Annotated in this window: 15 protein-coding genes; 8 read left to right on the top strand and 7 right to left on the bottom strand. The window is 51.7% G+C overall.

The genetic code is table 11. The annotated features are described in order from the left end of the window. The first annotated feature begins 226 nt into the window (after positions 1-226). The 5 genes from Enr17x_RS04085 (at position 227) to Enr17x_RS04065 (ending at position 6287) form a co-directional block, all read left to right on the top strand. The gene (locus Enr17x_RS04085; protein WP_145306138.1) at positions 227-772 is read left to right on the top strand and encodes a sigma-70 family RNA polymerase sigma factor; all 546 of its coding nucleotides are present in this window, start codon (positions 227-229) and stop codon (positions 770-772) included. After that, positions 769-2463: a hypothetical protein gene (locus Enr17x_RS04080; protein WP_232100944.1), complete on the top strand. Its 1695-nt coding sequence runs from the start codon at positions 769-771 to the stop codon at positions 2461-2463. Before Enr17x_RS04085 ends, Enr17x_RS04080 begins: the two co-directional genes overlap by 4 nt. Before the next feature lie 132 nt (positions 2464-2595). Beyond that, entirely contained in the window at positions 2596-3849 is a 1254-nt protein-coding gene (locus Enr17x_RS04075) for a glycosyltransferase (protein ID WP_145306136.1), read from the top strand. An 8-nt stretch (positions 3850-3857) separates the two neighbouring features. Then, positions 3858-5045 (top strand): NAD(P)-dependent oxidoreductase, encoded by a 1188-nt coding sequence (locus Enr17x_RS04070; RefSeq protein ID WP_145306134.1) that lies wholly within the window; start codon positions 3858-3860, stop codon positions 5043-5045. Between the two features lie 486 nt (positions 5046-5531). After that, complete coding sequence (locus tag Enr17x_RS04065) at positions 5532-6287, top strand: acetolactate decarboxylase (RefSeq protein WP_145306132.1); 756 nt, start codon at positions 5532-5534, stop codon at positions 6285-6287. 201 nt (positions 6288-6488) lie between these two features. Here the strand turns inward: Enr17x_RS04065 and Enr17x_RS04060 are convergent, their stop codons facing one another. From Enr17x_RS04060 to Enr17x_RS04040, 5 genes are all read right to left on the bottom strand, one after another. Beyond that, entirely contained in the window at positions 6489-7007 is a 519-nt protein-coding gene (locus Enr17x_RS04060; RefSeq protein ID WP_145306130.1) for a hypothetical protein, read from the bottom strand. A gap of 68 nt (positions 7008-7075) precedes the next feature. Continuing rightward, positions 7076-8422 (bottom strand): hypothetical protein, encoded by a 1347-nt coding sequence (locus Enr17x_RS04055; RefSeq protein ID WP_145306129.1) that lies wholly within the window; start codon positions 8420-8422, stop codon positions 7076-7078. A gap of 313 nt (positions 8423-8735) precedes the next feature. Continuing rightward, the gene (locus tag Enr17x_RS04050; RefSeq protein ID WP_145306127.1) at positions 8736-9566 is read right to left on the bottom strand and encodes a tetratricopeptide repeat protein; all 831 of its coding nucleotides are present in this window, start codon (positions 9564-9566) and stop codon (positions 8736-8738) included. Positions 9567-10980: 1414 nt separating this feature from the next. Continuing rightward, positions 10981-12099, bottom strand: coding sequence for a carboxypeptidase-like regulatory domain-containing protein (locus tag Enr17x_RS04045; RefSeq protein WP_145306125.1), 1119 nt, complete (start codon positions 12097-12099; stop codon positions 10981-10983). Between the two features lie 364 nt (positions 12100-12463). After that, entirely contained in the window at positions 12464-13459 is a 996-nt protein-coding gene (locus Enr17x_RS04040) for a sugar phosphate isomerase/epimerase family protein (protein ID WP_145306123.1), read from the bottom strand. Positions 13460-13704: 245 nt separating this feature from the next. Between Enr17x_RS04040 and purE the strand changes: the two genes are divergently transcribed. Together purE and Enr17x_RS04030 are read left to right on the top strand one after the other, a co-directional pair. Next, positions 13705-14199 carry a 5-(carboxyamino)imidazole ribonucleotide mutase gene (purE, locus tag Enr17x_RS04035; protein WP_145306121.1) on the top strand — a complete coding sequence of 165 codons (495 nt, stop codon included), beginning with the start codon at positions 13705-13707 and terminating at the stop codon, positions 14197-14199. Further along, entirely contained in the window at positions 14196-15335 is a 1140-nt protein-coding gene (locus Enr17x_RS04030) for a 5-(carboxyamino)imidazole ribonucleotide synthase (protein WP_145306119.1), read from the top strand. Before purE ends, Enr17x_RS04030 begins: the two co-directional genes overlap by 4 nt. Before the next feature lie 29 nt (positions 15336-15364). On the opposite strand, the gene Enr17x_RS04025 is transcribed toward Enr17x_RS04030, so the two are convergent. Then, a complete protein-coding gene (locus Enr17x_RS04025) occupies positions 15365-16045 on the bottom strand; it encodes a 7-carboxy-7-deazaguanine synthase QueE (protein ID WP_145306117.1) in 681 nt (226 codons plus the stop codon). A 160-nt stretch (positions 16046-16205) separates the two neighbouring features. On the opposite strand from Enr17x_RS04025, the gene rph reads away from it, so the two are divergent. Beyond that, complete coding sequence (gene rph, locus Enr17x_RS04020; protein WP_145306115.1) at positions 16206-16946, top strand: ribonuclease PH; 741 nt, start codon at positions 16206-16208, stop codon at positions 16944-16946. 290 nt (positions 16947-17236) lie between these two features. Here rph and Enr17x_RS04015 read toward each other — a convergent pair whose 3' ends face one another. Then, positions 17237-17644 (bottom strand): globin, encoded by a 408-nt coding sequence (locus Enr17x_RS04015; protein ID WP_145306114.1) that lies wholly within the window; start codon positions 17642-17644, stop codon positions 17237-17239. Positions 17645-17781: the final 137 nt, after the last annotated feature.

The raw sequence follows: 17781 nt of genomic DNA, 5'->3' as shown, positions 1-17781 counted from the left end.
CAGTTTTATATGATAAATATCACTGCTTTACGGGCAATTGTCTGGTGAAGACGCATTTTTTTCTTGCAAAACAACTAGTCGAATGTATTGTATGACAAAGAAAAATCAGTGAAATCCCTAGTTTTAAAATCAATTTTGCGCTCTTTCATTTTGATGATCTAAGTTTCATTCTCATGAAACGGGGTGCATGTTCTATACCTGATACCGAACAGAGTTTCCGACTTTTATGTCGAATTCAATACCATCACTCGATCAAAGTGCAAGAAGTCACTTTACCTCTTTGTTAAGTAAAGAGCGCTTACGGATATTTGGTTATATCCAGGCGTTAGTGCCTCACAGCTCTGACGCAGAAGATGTGTATCAGCGTGTCTGTTTGACTCTCTGGAATAAGTTTGATGAGTTCGATCAGGAACGAGACTTTTTTTTCTGGGCTTGTGGAATCGCTTTTTACACTGTTTGTAATCACCGCAGAAGCATCAAGCACGATCGGCATTGTTTCAATCAGGAACTCATTGAAACGATATCACAAAAACGGGAACAGCATTTAAGTAATTACAATGTCCGAATTGAGTTACTCCGTGAATGTTTAAACGACCTGGACAGTGCGGATCAACAGCTGTTGCAGAATGCCACTTTGAAAAACCAGAAGATAAAGGAAATCGCAAAGACAGCACAAAAGTCGATTCAAACTCTTTATAACCGCCTTTCCATTCTCAGGCGTGAATTGGCGGATTGTGTATCGAGAAGGCTCCAAAGTGAGCGGCAGGTATGATGTCAATACAGGATCTCCCCCCCGATTTTGAACTGTTACTGAACCAGCTGTTAAACGGCGAGGAGGAAGTATTCTCTACATCGGAATTTGAAACGTTTCAAAATTTTCTTCTCTCCGATCCCCAGGCCTTGGAGCACTATTTTGAGTACCTCGATATCAATTCGGGAATCCAGACAGATATGTCAGAGCATCTGCAGATGCTGGAATACGATGCCATTGGGGAAACAGAACCGGAAAAGCCGCAATTTTCCCCGGAGCCTCTCGTCACCAAAGAGGTTCCTTCGAAGGGACGGACGCCGTTCCTTAATTATTTCCTCGTTGCCGCTGCCTCGATCATGATGTTTCTGGCGTTGGACTGGATGACATCAGGCGGTTTCTTCGGGAAGCAGGCTGCAGATTCGGTCACAAAGTCGAATGTAACGCAGAGACCTTATGTCGCGACGCTCACCCGTTCCACAGATTGTGTCTGGGGGAGCACGTCGCCTCCGGAATTCTCCGGGCAGAGGCTGTTAACAGACGATCTGGTGCTGGAACAGGGGGTTGCCGAATTTCGGTTCGATTCGGGAGTCCGTCTGGTGATCGAAGGACCGACGAAAATCAAGCTGGAAACAGCCTGCTGTGCGAAGCTGGATTATGGAAAGATGGTACTGCACGGATACGAAGCGTCCCCCGAATTTGCTTTGGTCACCCCTCTGCTGACCTTTCATGATATAGGAACTGAATATGGTGCCCGAATTGAAAAGGATGGTGAGGTGGACCTGCATGTGTTCGAAGGCGCAGTCAGAGTCGACCCCAATCAGAAGAACGAACAGTTTGCCGAATCGCTCATTGTCAAAGCAGGACAAGCCAGACACCTCAATGATAACAGTGTCGATGACATTCAACTGCAACCGGAAATCTTTAACAGAGAAGTTCCCGGAGCGCCGAAAGATTTACAGGCACTGCAACAGGAGTTACGAGCTTACGACAGTTTTCATCCCTCTGCGATCAGTGATCCGGAAAGTTTTTCGAAATGGCAAAACACCGGCACTGGCTGGGAAAATCCCTGGCGTAAGAAGATCAACAGTGGTGAATTAGCGCAAGGTGACAGCCACCCCCGCAAGTCCCTCGCCAGAACAGACCTCGCGGAAAACCAGCTGGGCCTGATCGAACTCCGGAATGGAAAAACCGCCTGGCGAACACTCCAACAGCCCATTCGCATGGATACAAACGCCATCTATTACCTCAGCTTCTATCTGCAAAAAATCAACAATGGTCCGGATGCGGGCAGCGAGCAGTTTGGCAATCTCTCTTTACAGCCATCAATGGTGCTTGAACATCCGCGAAATATTCTGTTTGGCATGAGTTCTGAAGGATATGCCACCCTGCAGGCTGATATGCAAATCATTGAAAGTGCCCCTCCGCTGCAAACCGGAGAAACGTACTTCTTTGTTGCCAAAATTGTCGCCAGTGAAAAAGCCTCTGATCAGGTTTTTATGCGGGCCTTTTCAGAAGCAGAACCCATTCCTGATCAGGAACCTCCCGTCTGGACCGCGAACACCACCCCGTTCCAGAGCGCACATGTATTTGATCTGGTTCGTCTCAAAGTTGCCCGCAGGGGTGACTTTCTATTCGACGAATTACGCATCGGCACCACCTGGGGCGCGGTGATCAATTCCGACCTCTCCAGACGGGTCCTTGAGAAAGAATAAGTTCACCGCCCGATTTCTTCATTTCAGCCGGTGAATTTTATTTTCAGAGTCGTATCTCCCTATGCAGACTACTACAATCTGATCCAAACTGAACTCAGGTTTGATCCAGGTGCTTTTTCGGAGAGATAGCGAATGCGGCTCATGATGATTGCCGTGGGGAGTATCGGCGATGTGTTTCCTCTGCTGGGAATTGCGCGAGAAATGCGCACGCGGGGGCATGCAGTGCAAGTCATCGCCAATCCCTTTTATACAAAACACGTTGAGCAAGTCGGCGCGGAACTTCTGCCAATCGGGACCGCCGAAGAACATCAGCAGATGATGAACCATCCCTCCATCACCCATCCCCGCAAAGGCTGGGCACTCTGGTTGAAGTTGGGTTCGTTGAATTATCTCAAGCAAACCTACGCATTGATTGAAGAACATGCTGTCAAAGGCGAGACGGTTCTCGCCGGCAGTTGGGGCGCACAGGCGGCTCTGGTAGCCCGGGAAAAGCTCGACATTCCTGCCGCGACCTTCCATCTGGAACCAGACAAATTTCGCACCGCCTTTGACTCCGCCGCCCTGCCGCGGCGCTCACTGGTCTTTCAATCGAATCCGCCCTGGCTCAAGCGGATGCAATACCGGCTGCTCGATAAACTGTTGATCGACCCTGCCTTTTCACCCGTCAATACATTTCGCCGCGAATTAAGTCTGCCTGAGATTCAGCATTTCTGGAACGCAGGTATTCATTCACCAGACCTGACAGTCGGCCTCTTTCCCGACTGGTGGGGACCGATCCAGCCTGACTGGCCGAAGCAGACCAAACTGATTGGTTTTCCCCTCTGGGATCAAAACCCCGACCAGCAGTTTCCGGAAGAAGTGGCCGAATTTCTGGATGCCGGTGAGCCCCCAGTTGTATTTTCGCCCGGCGGATTTGGAAACATTCCGGAAAAACTGTTCCAGATTGTGGTTCCGGTTTGTGAAGACCTGGGGCTGCGAGCCATCCTGCTCACATCAAACCGCAGTCTGCTTCCGAAACAGTTACCAGAGGCAATCCGGCATTTTCAATTCATCCCTTTCACTCCTCTGTTAAACCGGGCCAAAGCTGTCGTGCATCACGCAGGCATCGGGACCGCCGCACTCTGTCTGGCAGCGGGAACGCCGCAAATCGCAATTCCTCCCATGCACATAAATCGAGACACGGCATTGCGTTTAGAAAGACTGAACGTCGGCCGTATGATTTCCCCCTTTTCCTTGCGGGAGGAATCTCTAAAACAATCGTTGCGAGTGCTTCAGGGGGCTGATACGATCAGTTCTAATTGCCAGGAGATTGCATCACGACTCAAAAACAGCAGCACTATTCCTACCGCCGCTGACCTGTTAGAGAGTCTTGTCACAAACGCTTAAGTAAACCAATGAAGAATTCTATCGATCCAACGCGGGTCTCCATCGTGGGATCTGGCTTTTTGGCGCGAGGCATGGTCTATGCGCTCCGAAATCAACCAGATCTGGAAGTCGGACGAGTCCTCACACGGCGCGATATTGAGAGTTGTAACGATTTTCCCGATCGTGAATTGCTGACAAATTCCATCGAGGAAGCAATTAACGCTGCCGAAATCGTGCTGGAGTGCAGCGGCGACCCGGTGCATGCCACACATGTGATCGAGCAGGCAATGCAAGCCGGAATGCCCGTCGTAACCATGAATTCCGAATTCCATGTCACCACAGGTTCGGCTTTGGTGAATCGGGGTTTTCTCACGGAAGCCGAAGGCGATCAGCCCGGCTCACTGGCCGCGTTGCATCACGAAGTTTGCAGCATGGGTTTCCGGCCACTCGTGTATGGCAATATCAAAGGCTTTCTGGATCACAATCCCCCCCGCGATTCGATGGAAGAGTGGGCCCGCCGTCAAGGGATCAGTTTGTCGCAGGTTGTTTCCTTTACCGATGGGACGAAACTGCAGATCGAACAGGCTTTGATCGCGAACGGCCTGCAGACAAAAATCGCCCAGCCAGGACTGTTGGGCCCCCGTTGCAAAGAGATCTCTGCAGGCGGCGACCAGTTAGCCGAGGCCGCAAAACAACTCGGTCATCCCGTCAGTGATTATGTTCTGGCTGATGGCGTCAAACTGCCCGCCGGCGTTTTCATCACGGCACAACACGATCCCGAACAACAGTCGTATCTCGAATATCTGAAACTGGGAGCGGGCCCTTATTATACCCTGGTCCGCAATTATCATCTGTGTCATCTTGAAATCATGAAAACCATTCGCGGCGTCATGACCGGCGATGATCCCTTATTGAATAACTCCTCGCAGCCGACGGTCGGCGTCGCCGCCATCAGCAAGTGTCCCTTACAGCCCGGCACAGTGATTGAACGCGGCATCGGTAGTTTCGAGGTCCGCGGCTCGGCCGTTCCCATCACCGAATATCCGAACCATATTCCCATCGGTCTGTTGCAGGGAGCCCGCATACGCAGGCACATTGCCCCCGGTGAAATACTGATGCTGGAGGACGTCGAACTCCCCGAAACCCGGGCCTTCGGCCTGTATCGGAATATTCTCGCCCAAGCAGTCGCATCAGTGTCTGAAGCCGCCCCACGTTAAATTGATACCAGTCTCATTTCGGGATGCACTCGCAATGTGCCAGGTTTGATATCAGTTTGTAACGGTGCATAGTATCTAAAACAGCACCAAGCTTTCCCTCCAATTTTTTTAATTTTCCCGTTGTTGATTTTTTTCCTCGTTTTTGTCGGTAGGAAATCATATTTTCCTGACAATCACTTGTATCAGGCAAGAAGGAGCAGGCGAGCCAACTGGCTCTGAACGGATTCAGATCATCCAGATCGCTGGTATTAGTCCCTGAACGACAGGGGCCTGAGAAGAAGTCTCAGGTCCCTTGTTTCTTTGTCGCTTCGGAAGTAAACCGTTCAACATTAGCAAATTCTCACGCACAACCGAGTTTTGCATTCCGGCAACGCATTCTCCTCATGCAATTCTCCTGCTGTTCTTCATGAAATGAGCGGCGTATAATAACACTATCGATTGAGATGGAATTATACACTTGCGTCAGATCATTCAGGAGAATTTGAGATGAATCGTCCAACACTTGTCAGCTGTTTTGTATTTTTCGCAGCAACAATTGGCGGCCTCACAGGACTGATTGCTGAAGAGACGGATTCACCCAACTTCGTCCAGTACGGCAAGATGCATGAAGTCATCGGCCAACAGCAGCATCAGGGCCGCGTCAACTTTGAGGAACTGATTAAGAAACCACACTTCTATGGCGTGGGTGCGTTGGAATCGCTGGCAGGCGAAGCAACGATTTTTGATGGCAGGGTCACGCTCACGAAAGTCAAGCCGGACAGTGCACTCAGTCCGGAAAAACTGTCGTCAAAAACACAAGCCGCCCTGCTGGTCGGCGCCTATGTGAAAAACTGGTCAGAGCACCCGCTCACGAAAACGGTTCCCTCGGACGATCTCAATTCACTGATCGAACAGACCGCGAATCAAGCGGGACTGAAAACGGATCAGCCGTTTCTGTTCGTGATCAAAGGCGATTTTCAAAGTGTCCAGTTCCATGTCATCAACGGCGCCTGCCCATTACGAGCCCGTATGCGCAAAGAGGTACTCCCCAAAGACAAACGACCTTATGAAGCAAACCTGCCCAAAGTCAGCGGCAAACTGGTCGGCGTCTTTGCCAAAGATGCCGTCGGCAACATCACTCACCCTGGTACTTCAGTCCACATGCATCTGCTCTTTAAAGATTCGCAAAGTGGAAATCTGAGAACAGGCCATGTTGAGAAAGTGACAATCCAACCCGGAGCGAAACTGCTGCTGCCTGAGTGATGGAAGTGCGCGAGTCGTTCAGGCTTAAAGGAACTTAGCTTCATTTTTGACAGATGGCACTCTTGGCTCGCCCCCAATAATGCTAAGAGAGCATCTCACCGTATTTTTCTACCACGAAATTCACAAAACTACACGAAAAAAGTCCGCTCTGTGAGCGGTTCGGCGACAGCCACCGGTTTCGAAACATAAAGCAGGACCGTCTTATTTACTCTCCTCGTCTTGTTTCGGCCTCAGATGCACCTGATCTGATTTCTCCTTCCCCTGAATCATCACGTTTCCTGCAGATTTATAGCCATACAGCATGACAATCGGTTTGGCCTTATCGTTGAGAATGGAAATTCCGCCATCCTCCGCGCGACTTGCCAGCAGAGCGCGCACATAACCGTCCGGGGAATTCAACTGCACCGTACAACCATCGCTGTTGGCTTCTGCACGATAGACTGGCTGCTGCTTTTGATTGAAAATCGTCATATCGCCCCCCTGCTCTGAAGCACCTGCTTCCCAGACGACTTTTCCCGATTCATCAACCACCTGCAGCAGCCGCGTTTGTACGATTGGGGCGACCTCATCTTTGGATGTCACCTGCGAAGCGAGTGCATCGCGAAGAGAGACTTCATAAAACCAGGCGAGAACCGCCAGAATGAGGATCAGGCAAATGACAGCCTGCAACTGTGAATTTCGTCGTTCCAGATTTTCCAGACGTTGTTCCAGAGTGCTCATTAATATTCCTTGCTGATATCGATATTCGGTGTTTTAGAGAGTGTTCGATCTGATAGAAGCTGACGCACTTAAAAATTGTGTTTCGACTCGACCCGTGCAACCAGTTTCGGATCGATGTCTTTGATATGTTTGAGATAACTGCGCGCTTTGAGCAGTTGCAGTTTCGTCGGCTCGGGAAGGTTTTCCGCATTTTTCATTTTGTCCGAGTTCACGCAACTGAGCATATACACCACAATAAATTCACGAGCGACGGGAGTGTTATACTCTTCCGTCGGCTCCTGTTTTGTGCCCCGCGGTCTGATTTTTCGGTGCGTCAGGTCGCGGCCCAGGTTCGTCAACCATTCTCCCCCGTCGGAAGGAGTGCCCAGTAACCCTTTCCAGTCGTTCTTGATCTGGTCGTTTAACTGATCATCAATCGACTTGGCAATCGGATTCTTTTTTTCCTGCTCGCTCAATGTTTCAAATAACTGCATCAGTTGATCCAAAAGCGACCAGTCGCCGAGGGCACTGCCCGTAATGATGGCAAAGGCGGCGGCACTCGGTCTTTCCAGTATCAACCGATTCGTTTTCCAGAGCGCTTCCAGCGGAATCGCATCATCGAGTCGATGAACCGTCGGCAGTGCAGCACTGATCTTCATCAGTTGAACCGGAGGCGTCTCACGATTTCCAATCAGCTGTTGATCCAGATAAGTCAATCCTTTAGTGCCTGACAAAATCAGCCAGGCAGCGACTCCCATTGCCGAGATATCGTCCTTCGCGGTCGGTTTGAGCAACGAAGCATCGTCAGGCGTTCCACAAAAAGAGAACAACAATTTATAGGGATCACGGCGCTGTGACGGAATCGATTGATCGGCGACCCACTTTCGTAATTTCTCAGCCGGAAGTTGATCGGCGTGCTCTTTGAGATATTCCAGTTTCGTTTTTCCATCCGGCAGGGAACCTGCGAAGAGTTGCAACAACGCATCGTTGGCAATCACCGGATCGGCGTGTTCCAGGTATTTCAGCTGATACTGAAACTGGTCCTCAAAATCGGCGCCCTTTTCCGGAAAATCCGTCACATACTCCACGACGGCTTCAGAGATTCCCTCGGGAGAAATTCCAAAGGGTAAATACCATTGGGCGTCCGGCTTGAGACTGCTGGTAACCACCAGTTGCAGTGAATCGGCTTTCGTACCAACCGACTTGCCAATCAGAATTTTGTCGCCGGTTTTCAACTTCCCGGACAGGTCTTTAACCACACGAACGACTTCTGCCTCCCCCTCGCCTGGTAACGGCCGGGCCACCACAGTCGCCGGCCAGTAGTGAACCTGTTTGTACAACGTACGCGGATGAGAAAGCCCTTGCGCCTCAGCTGCCCCCGTCAATAACAGACACAACAACAGAACGTTCAACAGTAACAGCGAAACCGATTTCATTTGATGCCCCAGACAAAAAACTCAAAGTGGTATAAATTCAGGCGATTCCATGATAAGAAAAACACACCGTTCATAAAGCTTAAACAGATTTATCACAGGAGTTAAGGATTAAGTGCTGAGAAAAGCACTGATTGAGACAGGTCAGTGAATTCATGCTTCACTACCAGAATCTTTCAGCGTGTAGGCACTGTGTTGGCTTGCCCAACAGTGAAAAGTGAATGGCTTTGATTTGTGAGCGGCCCGGCACCAGTCGCCGTTTTCGAGACATCTGTCGCAGCCATCTGTTTCAATCACTGGAACTTTGATTTGCTGCTTACTCACCCCACAGCGCATGGTGGGGCTGACCGGATTCAAACAGTTTGAGGCGTTTCTCGAACTTGGTTTTTTCCTTGGGGTCCTGGCACTGCTTGATCGCGCGTTTCTGAGTTTTCACTGCATTTTTAAAGTCGCCGACTTCCGCATATGCCACCGCCAGGTCATCGAGGTGTTCGTTTCCCGAAAGGTCATTCGCCAGTTCGGCTAACTCCAAAGCGCGATCGCCATCGCGAATTTTCTTATCGGGGCAGGTCGCCAGAAGCCAGGCCAGTGCTGACATGGGAAACGGATAATCGTCTGCCAGCGAAATCGCCTTTTCGAAGTCCTGAATCGCTTTGCGATAGTTCTGTTTTCGACAATACGCGATGCCGCGAAACCCGTACGCTTGCGAATCATCCGGGCGTATTTTCAGACACTTGTTCAAATCTTGAATCGCTTCTTCGGTCCGTTTGTCATCACAGCGAATCCCGCCGCGATACCGATAGGCGTCTTCCAGAAACAGTTTGACACTGTCCGCCAGACGAATTGCTTCGGTCAAATCCGCTTCCGCTTCGTCCGTCTGCCCGGTGCAAAAGTACGACGCGCCGCGCACGTACCAGGGAAGATAGGACTCGGGACAGAGGGCAATCGCCTTCGAAGCATCAGCGACAGCATCGTCGAAATCATCCAACTCAAAATGCGCCCAAGCACGCGCCGTCCAGGCTTTGGCCGACTTCTTGTCCTTAGCGATCTGCTTCGTCATCTGCGTCCGAATCTGCCTGGGTGACTTGGGATCATCACCCAGAAAATTCAGGAACACATCTTCCACTTCCTCGGGAGTCTCTGCCATTTGCTCTCACCCTCCAGCGCTGGGGACCAGGATCAATGTGTTCATATACCATACAAATCGCTGCCCCGGCGTACAAGAAAAAAGTCCGTTCGGCTCGGCTTGGCGTACTCCAACTGGAGATGCCGATGGAACCGGGGTGATTTTGATTCCTGGAATCTGTATTTTCTACCACGGAGGACACGAAAAGTACGAAAACGGTAACGCAACCAGAACCAGTTCGTGTGCTTTCAAGTTTTTTGTGGCAGAAAATATCAAAATTCAAAAACAATTCGCGTCCAAATCCTGAGCGGCTCGGCGCTAGCCGCTGAATTCGTAACATATTTTGCAGGCGTCTGTTTCCATTGCTGCAGCCTAATTTGTTTAGACCCAGTTTTTGGATTCCTGGAACCTTTATTTATCTCCCCTTAAGTAAACAACCACTCCACCTGATTCGATAGCATGCCTAGAAATCGTATCTGAAAATAATTTCTCTTCCCACGCCGCAACTCATACTCGTAAGAAGGATAGATCAGTTTGTCCTTATAGATTTGTCCCACCAGGTCAAAACACAATTGATCGTTTGCTTGAATTTCATACGTAACCGGATCTTCAAGTCTATATTTTCCCCGAAAGATTCGTCTTCCCTCGATCGATTGCCCAGCGTGATCCAAAATCATCGGCCTGACTAGCTCTGGTCGAAACGCACCTCCTGGAACAACCAGTTCTTGAGACGTTGTGCTGTGGTTAACAAAACAGATCCTTAGCACCGAAAGTTCAAGTGATTCGAGAATTTCCTTTTTCTCCATTGCCGAAATCTGCTGCCCCGAGCGAATCTGATCAGTTTTCCCCTCTACACGATGACCAAAGCGCATGGAATGAAAAGAGAAAAAGGAATCATCGGGAAAATAATTCTGCAACTGATTTACCCCAAGTACTTCAATCTCGATCTGAAGGTGATCATTCATAGTTTCTCAACTTACTTTCAATCGGCAGATCATTCCAAAGTATTTGAAATGATGGCCCTGACACGGAAGTGACATTCCAGGATCAATATGCAATTCTCTGCATTTTAAATGCCTGCTCATGCAATCAGCTTACCAGTTTTCATCTCGGGGTGTGAGTGGCGATTCGGTAGAATTTGGTTTTCGTTTTCGTGGCGGTAATAAAACGGCGGCTGGCGCCGTGCCGCTTACATGTTGGATTGCTTTTCGTGTGATTTCGTGTTTTTCGTGATCGAAAAAAGAGCGCTGAAATGAAATGGTTTACGGTATACATGATCTTTGGTTTTACCGGCAGCTAGCGCTTTGCCGCTCAGGGTTGTGGGCGATTTCTCATCACTGTTGGGCAAGCCAACAGTGCCCCCCACCAACAAGTGCCACACGTTGAGAGAGACAAACGACAGCAGCGTCACACGACGCGCGAGGGGCGTTGTTTTTTATTTCTGATCGGCGGGGACATCGTCTGCGGGAATTGCTGGGGCTGGTTTATTGGAACGGAGCTGGCCGCGTTCCCGGTGATATTTTTTGAGCCTTGCGAATCGTTCTGCGGCCAGTAGATCCATCACAGTGGCTTTGCCGTAGCCGGGTACGTCTACCTGATTGGAAGCGGTGTTCCACACATGCGCCAAGCTTTTTCTCAGTCCGTTCTGGGGATCGTAGCCGGTCAACTGTTTTACATCTACTTTGTTTTCTTCCAGGAACCGCGTCAGTTTTTCCAGTCGTGGGGGCGGCTCATATTTACCGTTGCTCCATGCTGCGTAGATTGGCAGTGTCGACGGCTGGTTGGATTTGAGGTCGAACGAATGACCGCCTATGCCGGGGCTGTTGTCGTAGTTGAATAACGAAACATGAATCGCTCCTTCTTTGGGCAAGCCGATGAGCGTGACCTGCGTGTCTTCCATTCTCGTTACACCAACGACGCCGGCGATAAACTTCTGCCCCCAGCCAGTCGGCCCCAGTATCCCTTCACCCAGTGGGGGATATTTGCTGATCAACAGAAAGTTGCCTGACTCCGCCGGGTCGGTGTCGATGCGTAATGTCTCTTCGCCCCACTGTCGTGGATAGGCCACCGTCTTCTCATTCGCTTTAACTACGACCGACTCGGCTGTGCCATGCAGGATGATCAGCGAGCTCGGCTCATTACCCGGGTCGTTTCGGTTCGATTTGGGAAATGCGCGGGGCATTCCCGAGATCCCGGCCCACGACTGGGCCACCAGCCGATAGGTGCCGACGGGGACATTCTTGAATTGAAAGCCGCCGGTATCGCCGGTCACCGCGTGCCAATATTGATCAAAGCGAATCGCCGCCCCCGAGTCGAGATCGATGACCTTGCGTGTTTCCGGAGAAAGAGGGATCCCACTTTTCGCATCACAGAGAAAGACGACCGCATGGCCGGTGTGAATTGTATGGCCGCGCACGTTGGTTAATTGGCCGTAAATGCTTCCCGCCTGTTGATCCTCTGCATGACAAGTGGCAACCGTCGATAGCGCCAGCATGATTCCCAAGGGAATGATGAACAGGAGACGGGCTATGTTGTGAGCGAAAGCCTGAACCATTATTTGGCAACCTTTCCTGCAACGGTGAAAGAGAGTCGAACAATTGATGGGAAGTTACGATGAAACCATTCTACCTGAATTTGTAGAATCGGAAACCGCAGTTCCTAAAGTAGGCAATGTTCATCTCGGAGTGTGAGTGGCGATTCGGTAGAATTTGTTTTTCGTTTCCCCGCTGTTGGTAAAAACGGCGGCTGGTGCTGTGCCGCTCAAGGATAGTGACGATTTCTCAACACTGTAGGGCAAACCAAAAGTGCTATCCGATGAGCTAACAGAGCCACCTGATAATTTCACGCTGCGCAGGCAAACAGGGAGAACGAATTCGCTCTCCCTGTTTGTTTTGGCAGATCTCTACCGAAGCTCTGTTTCAGTCTCCGAAGGCGCCGTCAAAGGCGATGTCGGAGGGGGCGAAGTCAACGTTCTTAGTGAACTGGCAGGCTTCGCGGGCACCTTGATCACGGTTCATGCCCATGTCTTCCCATTCAATGGAGAGCGGGCCGCCGTAACCGATGTCGTTCAAGGCGCGGATGATTTCTTCGAATCGCACGCCGCCTCGTCCGACGCTGCGGAAGTCCCAACCTCTGCGTTGATCGCCGAACGGCAGGTGGCTCGTCAGAATTCCGGTCCGACCATTGAGTGTGACCGAAGCATCTTTCATGTGAGCATGATAAATACGATCGGGGAAGTAACGGATGAATTCGACAGGGTCAACGCCCTGCCAGATGAGGTGACTGGGGTCGAAATTGAAGCCGAACTCTTCGCGGTGGTCGAGGGCCTTCAGTGAGGCTTCTGCGGAATAGATGTCGAACGCGATTTCCGTGGGATGGACTTCAAGGGCAAACTTGATGCCGCATTCCTGGAAGACGTCGAGAATCGGATTCCAGCGGTCGGCGAGCAACTGGTAGCCGGCGTCGTACATTTCCCGCGGCGTGGGTGGGAAGTCGTAAAGCAAGTGCCAGATGCTGGAACCGGTGAAGCCGTTAACGACACTGACGCCGAGCTTCTGTGCGGCGCGGGCCGTGTTCTTCATTTCTTCCATCGCCCGTTCGTTGACGCCGGCGGGATCGCCGTCCCCCCAGACGTATTCGGGCAGGATGGCTTTGTGGCGTTCGTCGATGATATCGAGCACGGCCTGACCGACGAGGTGATTGGAGATCGAAAAGAGTTGCAGGTCATATTTTTCGAGCAGTTCCCGTTTGCGGTTACAATAGGTGTCGTCGGAGAGCGCTTTGTCGACTTCGAAATGGTCTCCCCAGCAGGCAAGTTCCAAGCCGTCATAGCCGAAGTCCTGGGCTTTCTTACACATCTCTTCCAACGGGAGGTCGGCCCATTGTCCGGTGAATAATGTTACAGGGCGTGCCATAAGAAGATCCTTTCATATTGTCACATCTGGGAATGAATAAATCGTCCCTCACACTAGACCAGAACCCCCGGAAAGTCAAACGAACACGCACTTGTCGGGAGCAGCCTGCAAAAAAAGGGGATGGCAGACTCCAATCAGGTAAGCAAATTGATTATTATCGGGACCACCTCGAACGGAAATAACACAAGATACCTTAGAAATCGCCGCCCTGCGGTGCCAATCGCCTCAAACAGGAAAGTTCCATTATGTCAGACAAAAGTCCCCCGCTGGTGGGCGTGATCATGGGAAGTCAATCCGACTGGGATACGATGAAAGAGGCGGCTGCGATCCTGGAACAGTTTGGCGTCGCACATGAGTGCCGCGTAGTCTCGGCACATCGGACTCCCGACTGGATGAACGAATACGCCAAAGAGGCGGAAGCACGGGGGCTGGAAGTGATCATCGCAGGCGCCGGCGGTGCCGCCCATCTGCCGGGCATGGTCGCCTCGCAGACAGTGCTGCCCGTACTGGGTGTGCCGGTCAAAAGCCGGGCGCTGCAGGGACTGGATTCGCTGCTCTCGATCGTGCAGATGCCGGGAGGCGTGCCGGTGGGAACGCTGGCGATTGGAGAATCGGGGGCGAAGAACGCGGCCCTATTGGCGATTCGTATTCTCGGTAATTCCCGTCCCGAATTGCGAAAACAGATGCACGATTTCTGTCAAAATCAGACCGACACCGTACTGGATAATTCCGAATTATGAGTAAGTTGATCGCCCCCGGCGCCACGCTGGGTATGCTGGGCAGCGGCCAGTTGGGTCGGATGTTTGCCATCGAAGCCCGCCGCCTGGGTTATTACGTGCACGTGTTCTCGCCCGAGACTGATACGCCCACGGGTCAAGTTGCGGATCTCGAAATCTGTGGCGAGTATGATGACCTTGACGCCGTCGCGCAGTTCGCGAAAAAGGTGGATGTGATTTCGTTCGAGTTTGAGAACGTCCTTTCGGAGACGACGGAAACGGCATCGAAGTATGCCCCCGTGCGACCGGGGGCGAATGTGTTACACGTCGCACAGAACCGGATTCGCGAAAAGTCGGAATTGAGAGACGCGGGAATCCCAGTGACGCCGTTCGCGGTCGTGCGTTCGGTAGACGAGTTGCACGCGGCGATTGAGGAGTTAGGTACTCCCGCCGTGTTGAAGTCGGCCACCTCCGGCTATGACGGCAAGGGGCAGGTGAAGATCGATTCGCCCGATGAAGCGGAAGCCGCGTGGCAGGAAGTCGGCGCAGACGAAACGATTCTGGAAGCGTTTATCGATTACACGTGCGAAATTTCCGTCGTTGGCGTCCGTGGACTGGATGGTGAATTCGCGTTCTACGGGCCGATGAAGAACGACCATGCGAATCATATTCTTGACATTTCGGTCTTTCCCTCTGGTCTGGGTGACGCGGTCAACAAAGAAGCGGTAGAAATCACGCGGGCCGTGTTCGAGCATCTGGATGTGGTGGGCGTATTGTGCGTGGAGTTCTTTCTGACCGCCGGCCAGCGGTTGATGCTCAACGAGATCGCACCGCGGCCCCATAATTCGGGGCACCTGACAATCGACGGGCATGTGTCGTGTCAGTTCGAACAACAGGTGCGGGCGATTTGCGGGTTACCTTTGGGTTCGACGGCATCACTGAAGCCGGCCGCGATGGCGAATCTGCTGGGCGATCACTGGGAAGCGGGGCCGCCCGACTGGAGTGCGTTGCGACAGTTCCCCGATGTAAAAGTGCATCTCTACGGCAAACGGGAATCGCGAGTTGGTCGCAAGATGGGGCACCTGACGGTGCTGGCGGAGACGTCCGAAGCGGCGGTCGAACGCATTCAACAGGCGAGAGCCGCGATCTTTCACGGCTGAGTTTCTTCGCACGGATTGAGATACCCAGATTATTTTCCCCGCACGTTGCCCCAGAGTTCAATGTGCATCCGCCGCGTGACCTGACAGCCCAGTTGTTTGGCGACCTCTTCGATCCAGGGCATACGTTCGGCCAGCATCTCGGCCGTGGTGCCTTGTGGCATCAGGTAGACCTGTTCGCGGTTGATTTCCGGGTAGCGGATCAGATAATCCTCAATCTCGCTGACGTCTTCGCGACGGTCGACGACGAATTTAATCTGATAGGGATGGCGTTTGATCAATTCATGAATGACGGTCGGCTGATCGCGTCGGGCATCGTGGCGATGCGCCCAATCCGGGTCTTTGACAGGGATCGAATTCGAGAGTTTGGGGCTGATCGACATCAGGTCGGCGTGGACGTCTGCCAGAATCGTGCCCGCGGTTTCGATGGTGATGACCTTACCGGCGGTATGCAGGCGGAGCGTGAGGGATTCGATTTCGTGACTGATCATCGGCTCGCCGCCAGTAACTACGACGTGTTCACAATCGTATTGTTCGATGTGTTCCATGATCGCATCGACCGACATCTTCTCTCCCTCCGGGTTCCAGGAGGTGTAAGGCGTGTCACAGAACCAGCAGCGGAGATTACAGCCGCTGGTGCGAATGAAAATCGAGGGAACCCCGATCCATTTGCCTTCGCCTTGTGGAGAATGAAAGATTTCTGAGATCAGCACGAATACGGTTCCTGAAATAAACGAGAACGGACAATGATCTCTATCTTAATAGAAAGCGTGAGGTCTTGCATTGAAATGCACGGTCAAAGCGTGGTAACTTTGACGAAAAATCGGTTCAACACAGATAACTAATTGACTCAATAGAATTTAGGACAGCACCATGCGTCACGATTCCCGCCAGAACGATCAACTTCGCCCCATCAAAGTCGAACGGGGATACACCAAAGCCACCCCGGGCAGCATCCTGATTTCCGCCGGCGATACGGTGGTGCTGTGTACGGCCAGTCTGGATGACAGCGTGCCCCCCTGGAAGAAACACGATGAAAACCCGAGCGGCTGGGTGACGGCAGAATACAACATGCTACCCGGCAGTACGTCTCCCCGAAAACGAAGAAAGCCAGACGGACGTTCGAGTGAGATTCAACGACTGATCGGCCGCAGTTTACGGGCGGTGGTTGATTTCGCAGCTCTGGGACCACGCACGATTACCGTGGACTGCGATGTGCTGCAAGCCGACGGAGGCACGCGGACGCTGAGTATCACCGGCGGCTTTATGGCGCTGCTGGATACGGTGCTGGCGATTCCCGAAACGTGCCAACTGGCCGAAGGAGAAATCTTCGATCCGAAAAAGGTATTTTCTGACAGTGTGGCTGCGGTGAGTGTGGGTGTTGTGAGTGGTGAGCCGGTGCTCGACCTGGATTACATTGAAGACAGCACCGCCGGCGTGGATATGAACGTGGTAATGACGGGCAGCAGCGAATTCGTCGAAGTCCAGGGAACCGCAGAAGGCCAGACCTTTAACCGAGGCATGCTGGACGCCCAACTGGAACTGGCAACATTGGGAATACAACAACTGACGGCGATTCAACGCGAGTGCATCGGAGCCGACTGGCCTTTGTGAGGTTTTGCTACTACAAAAAAAGAATGAAGTTTAAAGTAAATTGTAGCGACTGACCCATGTGTCAGCCCGTCTGGCGAAATTCAATCCCGTATCACGATTACAAAGAAACCAGTGAAATCGTTCGCAAATCCACACAATCCACACAATCCACACAATTCACGTCGAGACCGCGGGTAGACACATGGGTCTACCCCTACTTCTCTCTGTTGATTGAGAGGTTTCCCAATCACTGTTGGCAAGCCAACAGTGGCGCACGCTATCGCAATAGGCTGACTCGATAAATCCAGTCTTCAGTACCGCTTGACCATATAGCTGATGACGTAGCCGAGGATGGTGCGCCAGGTATTCTCAACGGTTTCGTCCCATTCTTCGTCGAACTCTTGCACTGTTTCGATGACCGCATCCAGCCAGACATCGTATAGTGGGGGCTCAATATCCAGATGGTCTCGGTCGTGCGTGCGGGCGCGTTCGCGGAGTTCTTTCAGTGAATCGGGATCGCCGGCGGTGGCGCCGGCTGCTAATTTGAGTGAGCGCAGCAGCATCTTGTTCTGCTGCTCAAAATTCGTATGACGGAACTTATCACGGATTTCCTCGGATGTTGACAGAAACCGATCATAAAACGCGGGAATGAAGTCTTCATTTTCCATGCACCGGTCCAGGCTTTGCAGAAACTGATCTTTCGGCGTCATCGCTTCCATAGATTATCCACTCGAAACAAGATGATTCACTGCGCGCTCACTGGCTACTGTACTAACAGTTTTCACAGTAGAAATCAATGTGGCAAAAGAAACTTCCAATGCACATCAAGAACTGAGGCGGGATCAATGTCGTGACG

The organism is Gimesia fumaroli (assembly GCF_007754425.1).
Taxonomy (GTDB): Bacteria; Planctomycetota; Planctomycetia; order Planctomycetales; family Planctomycetaceae; genus Gimesia; species Gimesia fumaroli.
Note: the sequence above shows the minus strand (reverse complement) of the source record. Positions and strands in the feature narration are given on the sequence as shown.

Coding starts and splice junctions, on each gene's coding strand:
- Enr17x_RS04085 (WP_145306138.1), top strand. CDS start 227: ATGTCGAATTCAATACCATCACTCGATCAAAGTGCAAGAAGTCACTTT.
- Enr17x_RS04080 (WP_232100944.1), top strand. CDS start 769: ATGATGTCAATACAGGATCTCCCCCCCGATTTTGAACTGTTACTGAAC.
- Enr17x_RS04075 (WP_145306136.1), top strand. CDS start 2,596: ATGCGGCTCATGATGATTGCCGTGGGGAGTATCGGCGATGTGTTTCCT.
- Enr17x_RS04070 (WP_145306134.1), top strand. CDS start 3,858: ATGAAGAATTCTATCGATCCAACGCGGGTCTCCATCGTGGGATCTGGC.
- Enr17x_RS04065 (WP_145306132.1), top strand. CDS start 5,532: ATGAATCGTCCAACACTTGTCAGCTGTTTTGTATTTTTCGCAGCAACA.
- Enr17x_RS04060 (WP_145306130.1), bottom strand. CDS start 7,007: ATGAGCACTCTGGAACAACGTCTGGAAAATCTGGAACGACGAAATTCA.
- Enr17x_RS04055 (WP_145306129.1), bottom strand. CDS start 8,422: ATGAAATCGGTTTCGCTGTTACTGTTGAACGTTCTGTTGTTGTGTCTG.
- Enr17x_RS04050 (WP_145306127.1), bottom strand. CDS start 9,566: ATGGCAGAGACTCCCGAGGAAGTGGAAGATGTGTTCCTGAATTTTCTG.
- Enr17x_RS04045 (WP_145306125.1), bottom strand. CDS start 12,099: ATGGTTCAGGCTTTCGCTCACAACATAGCCCGTCTCCTGTTCATCATT.
- Enr17x_RS04040 (WP_145306123.1), bottom strand. CDS start 13,459: ATGGCACGCCCTGTAACATTATTCACCGGACAATGGGCCGACCTCCCG.
- purE (WP_145306121.1), top strand. CDS start 13,705: ATGTCAGACAAAAGTCCCCCGCTGGTGGGCGTGATCATGGGAAGTCAA.
- Enr17x_RS04030 (WP_145306119.1), top strand. CDS start 14,196: ATGAGTAAGTTGATCGCCCCCGGCGCCACGCTGGGTATGCTGGGCAGC.
- rph (WP_145306115.1), top strand. CDS start 16,206: ATGCGTCACGATTCCCGCCAGAACGATCAACTTCGCCCCATCAAAGTC.
- Enr17x_RS04015 (WP_145306114.1), bottom strand. CDS start 17,644: ATGGAAGCGATGACGCCGAAAGATCAGTTTCTGCAAAGCCTGGACCGG.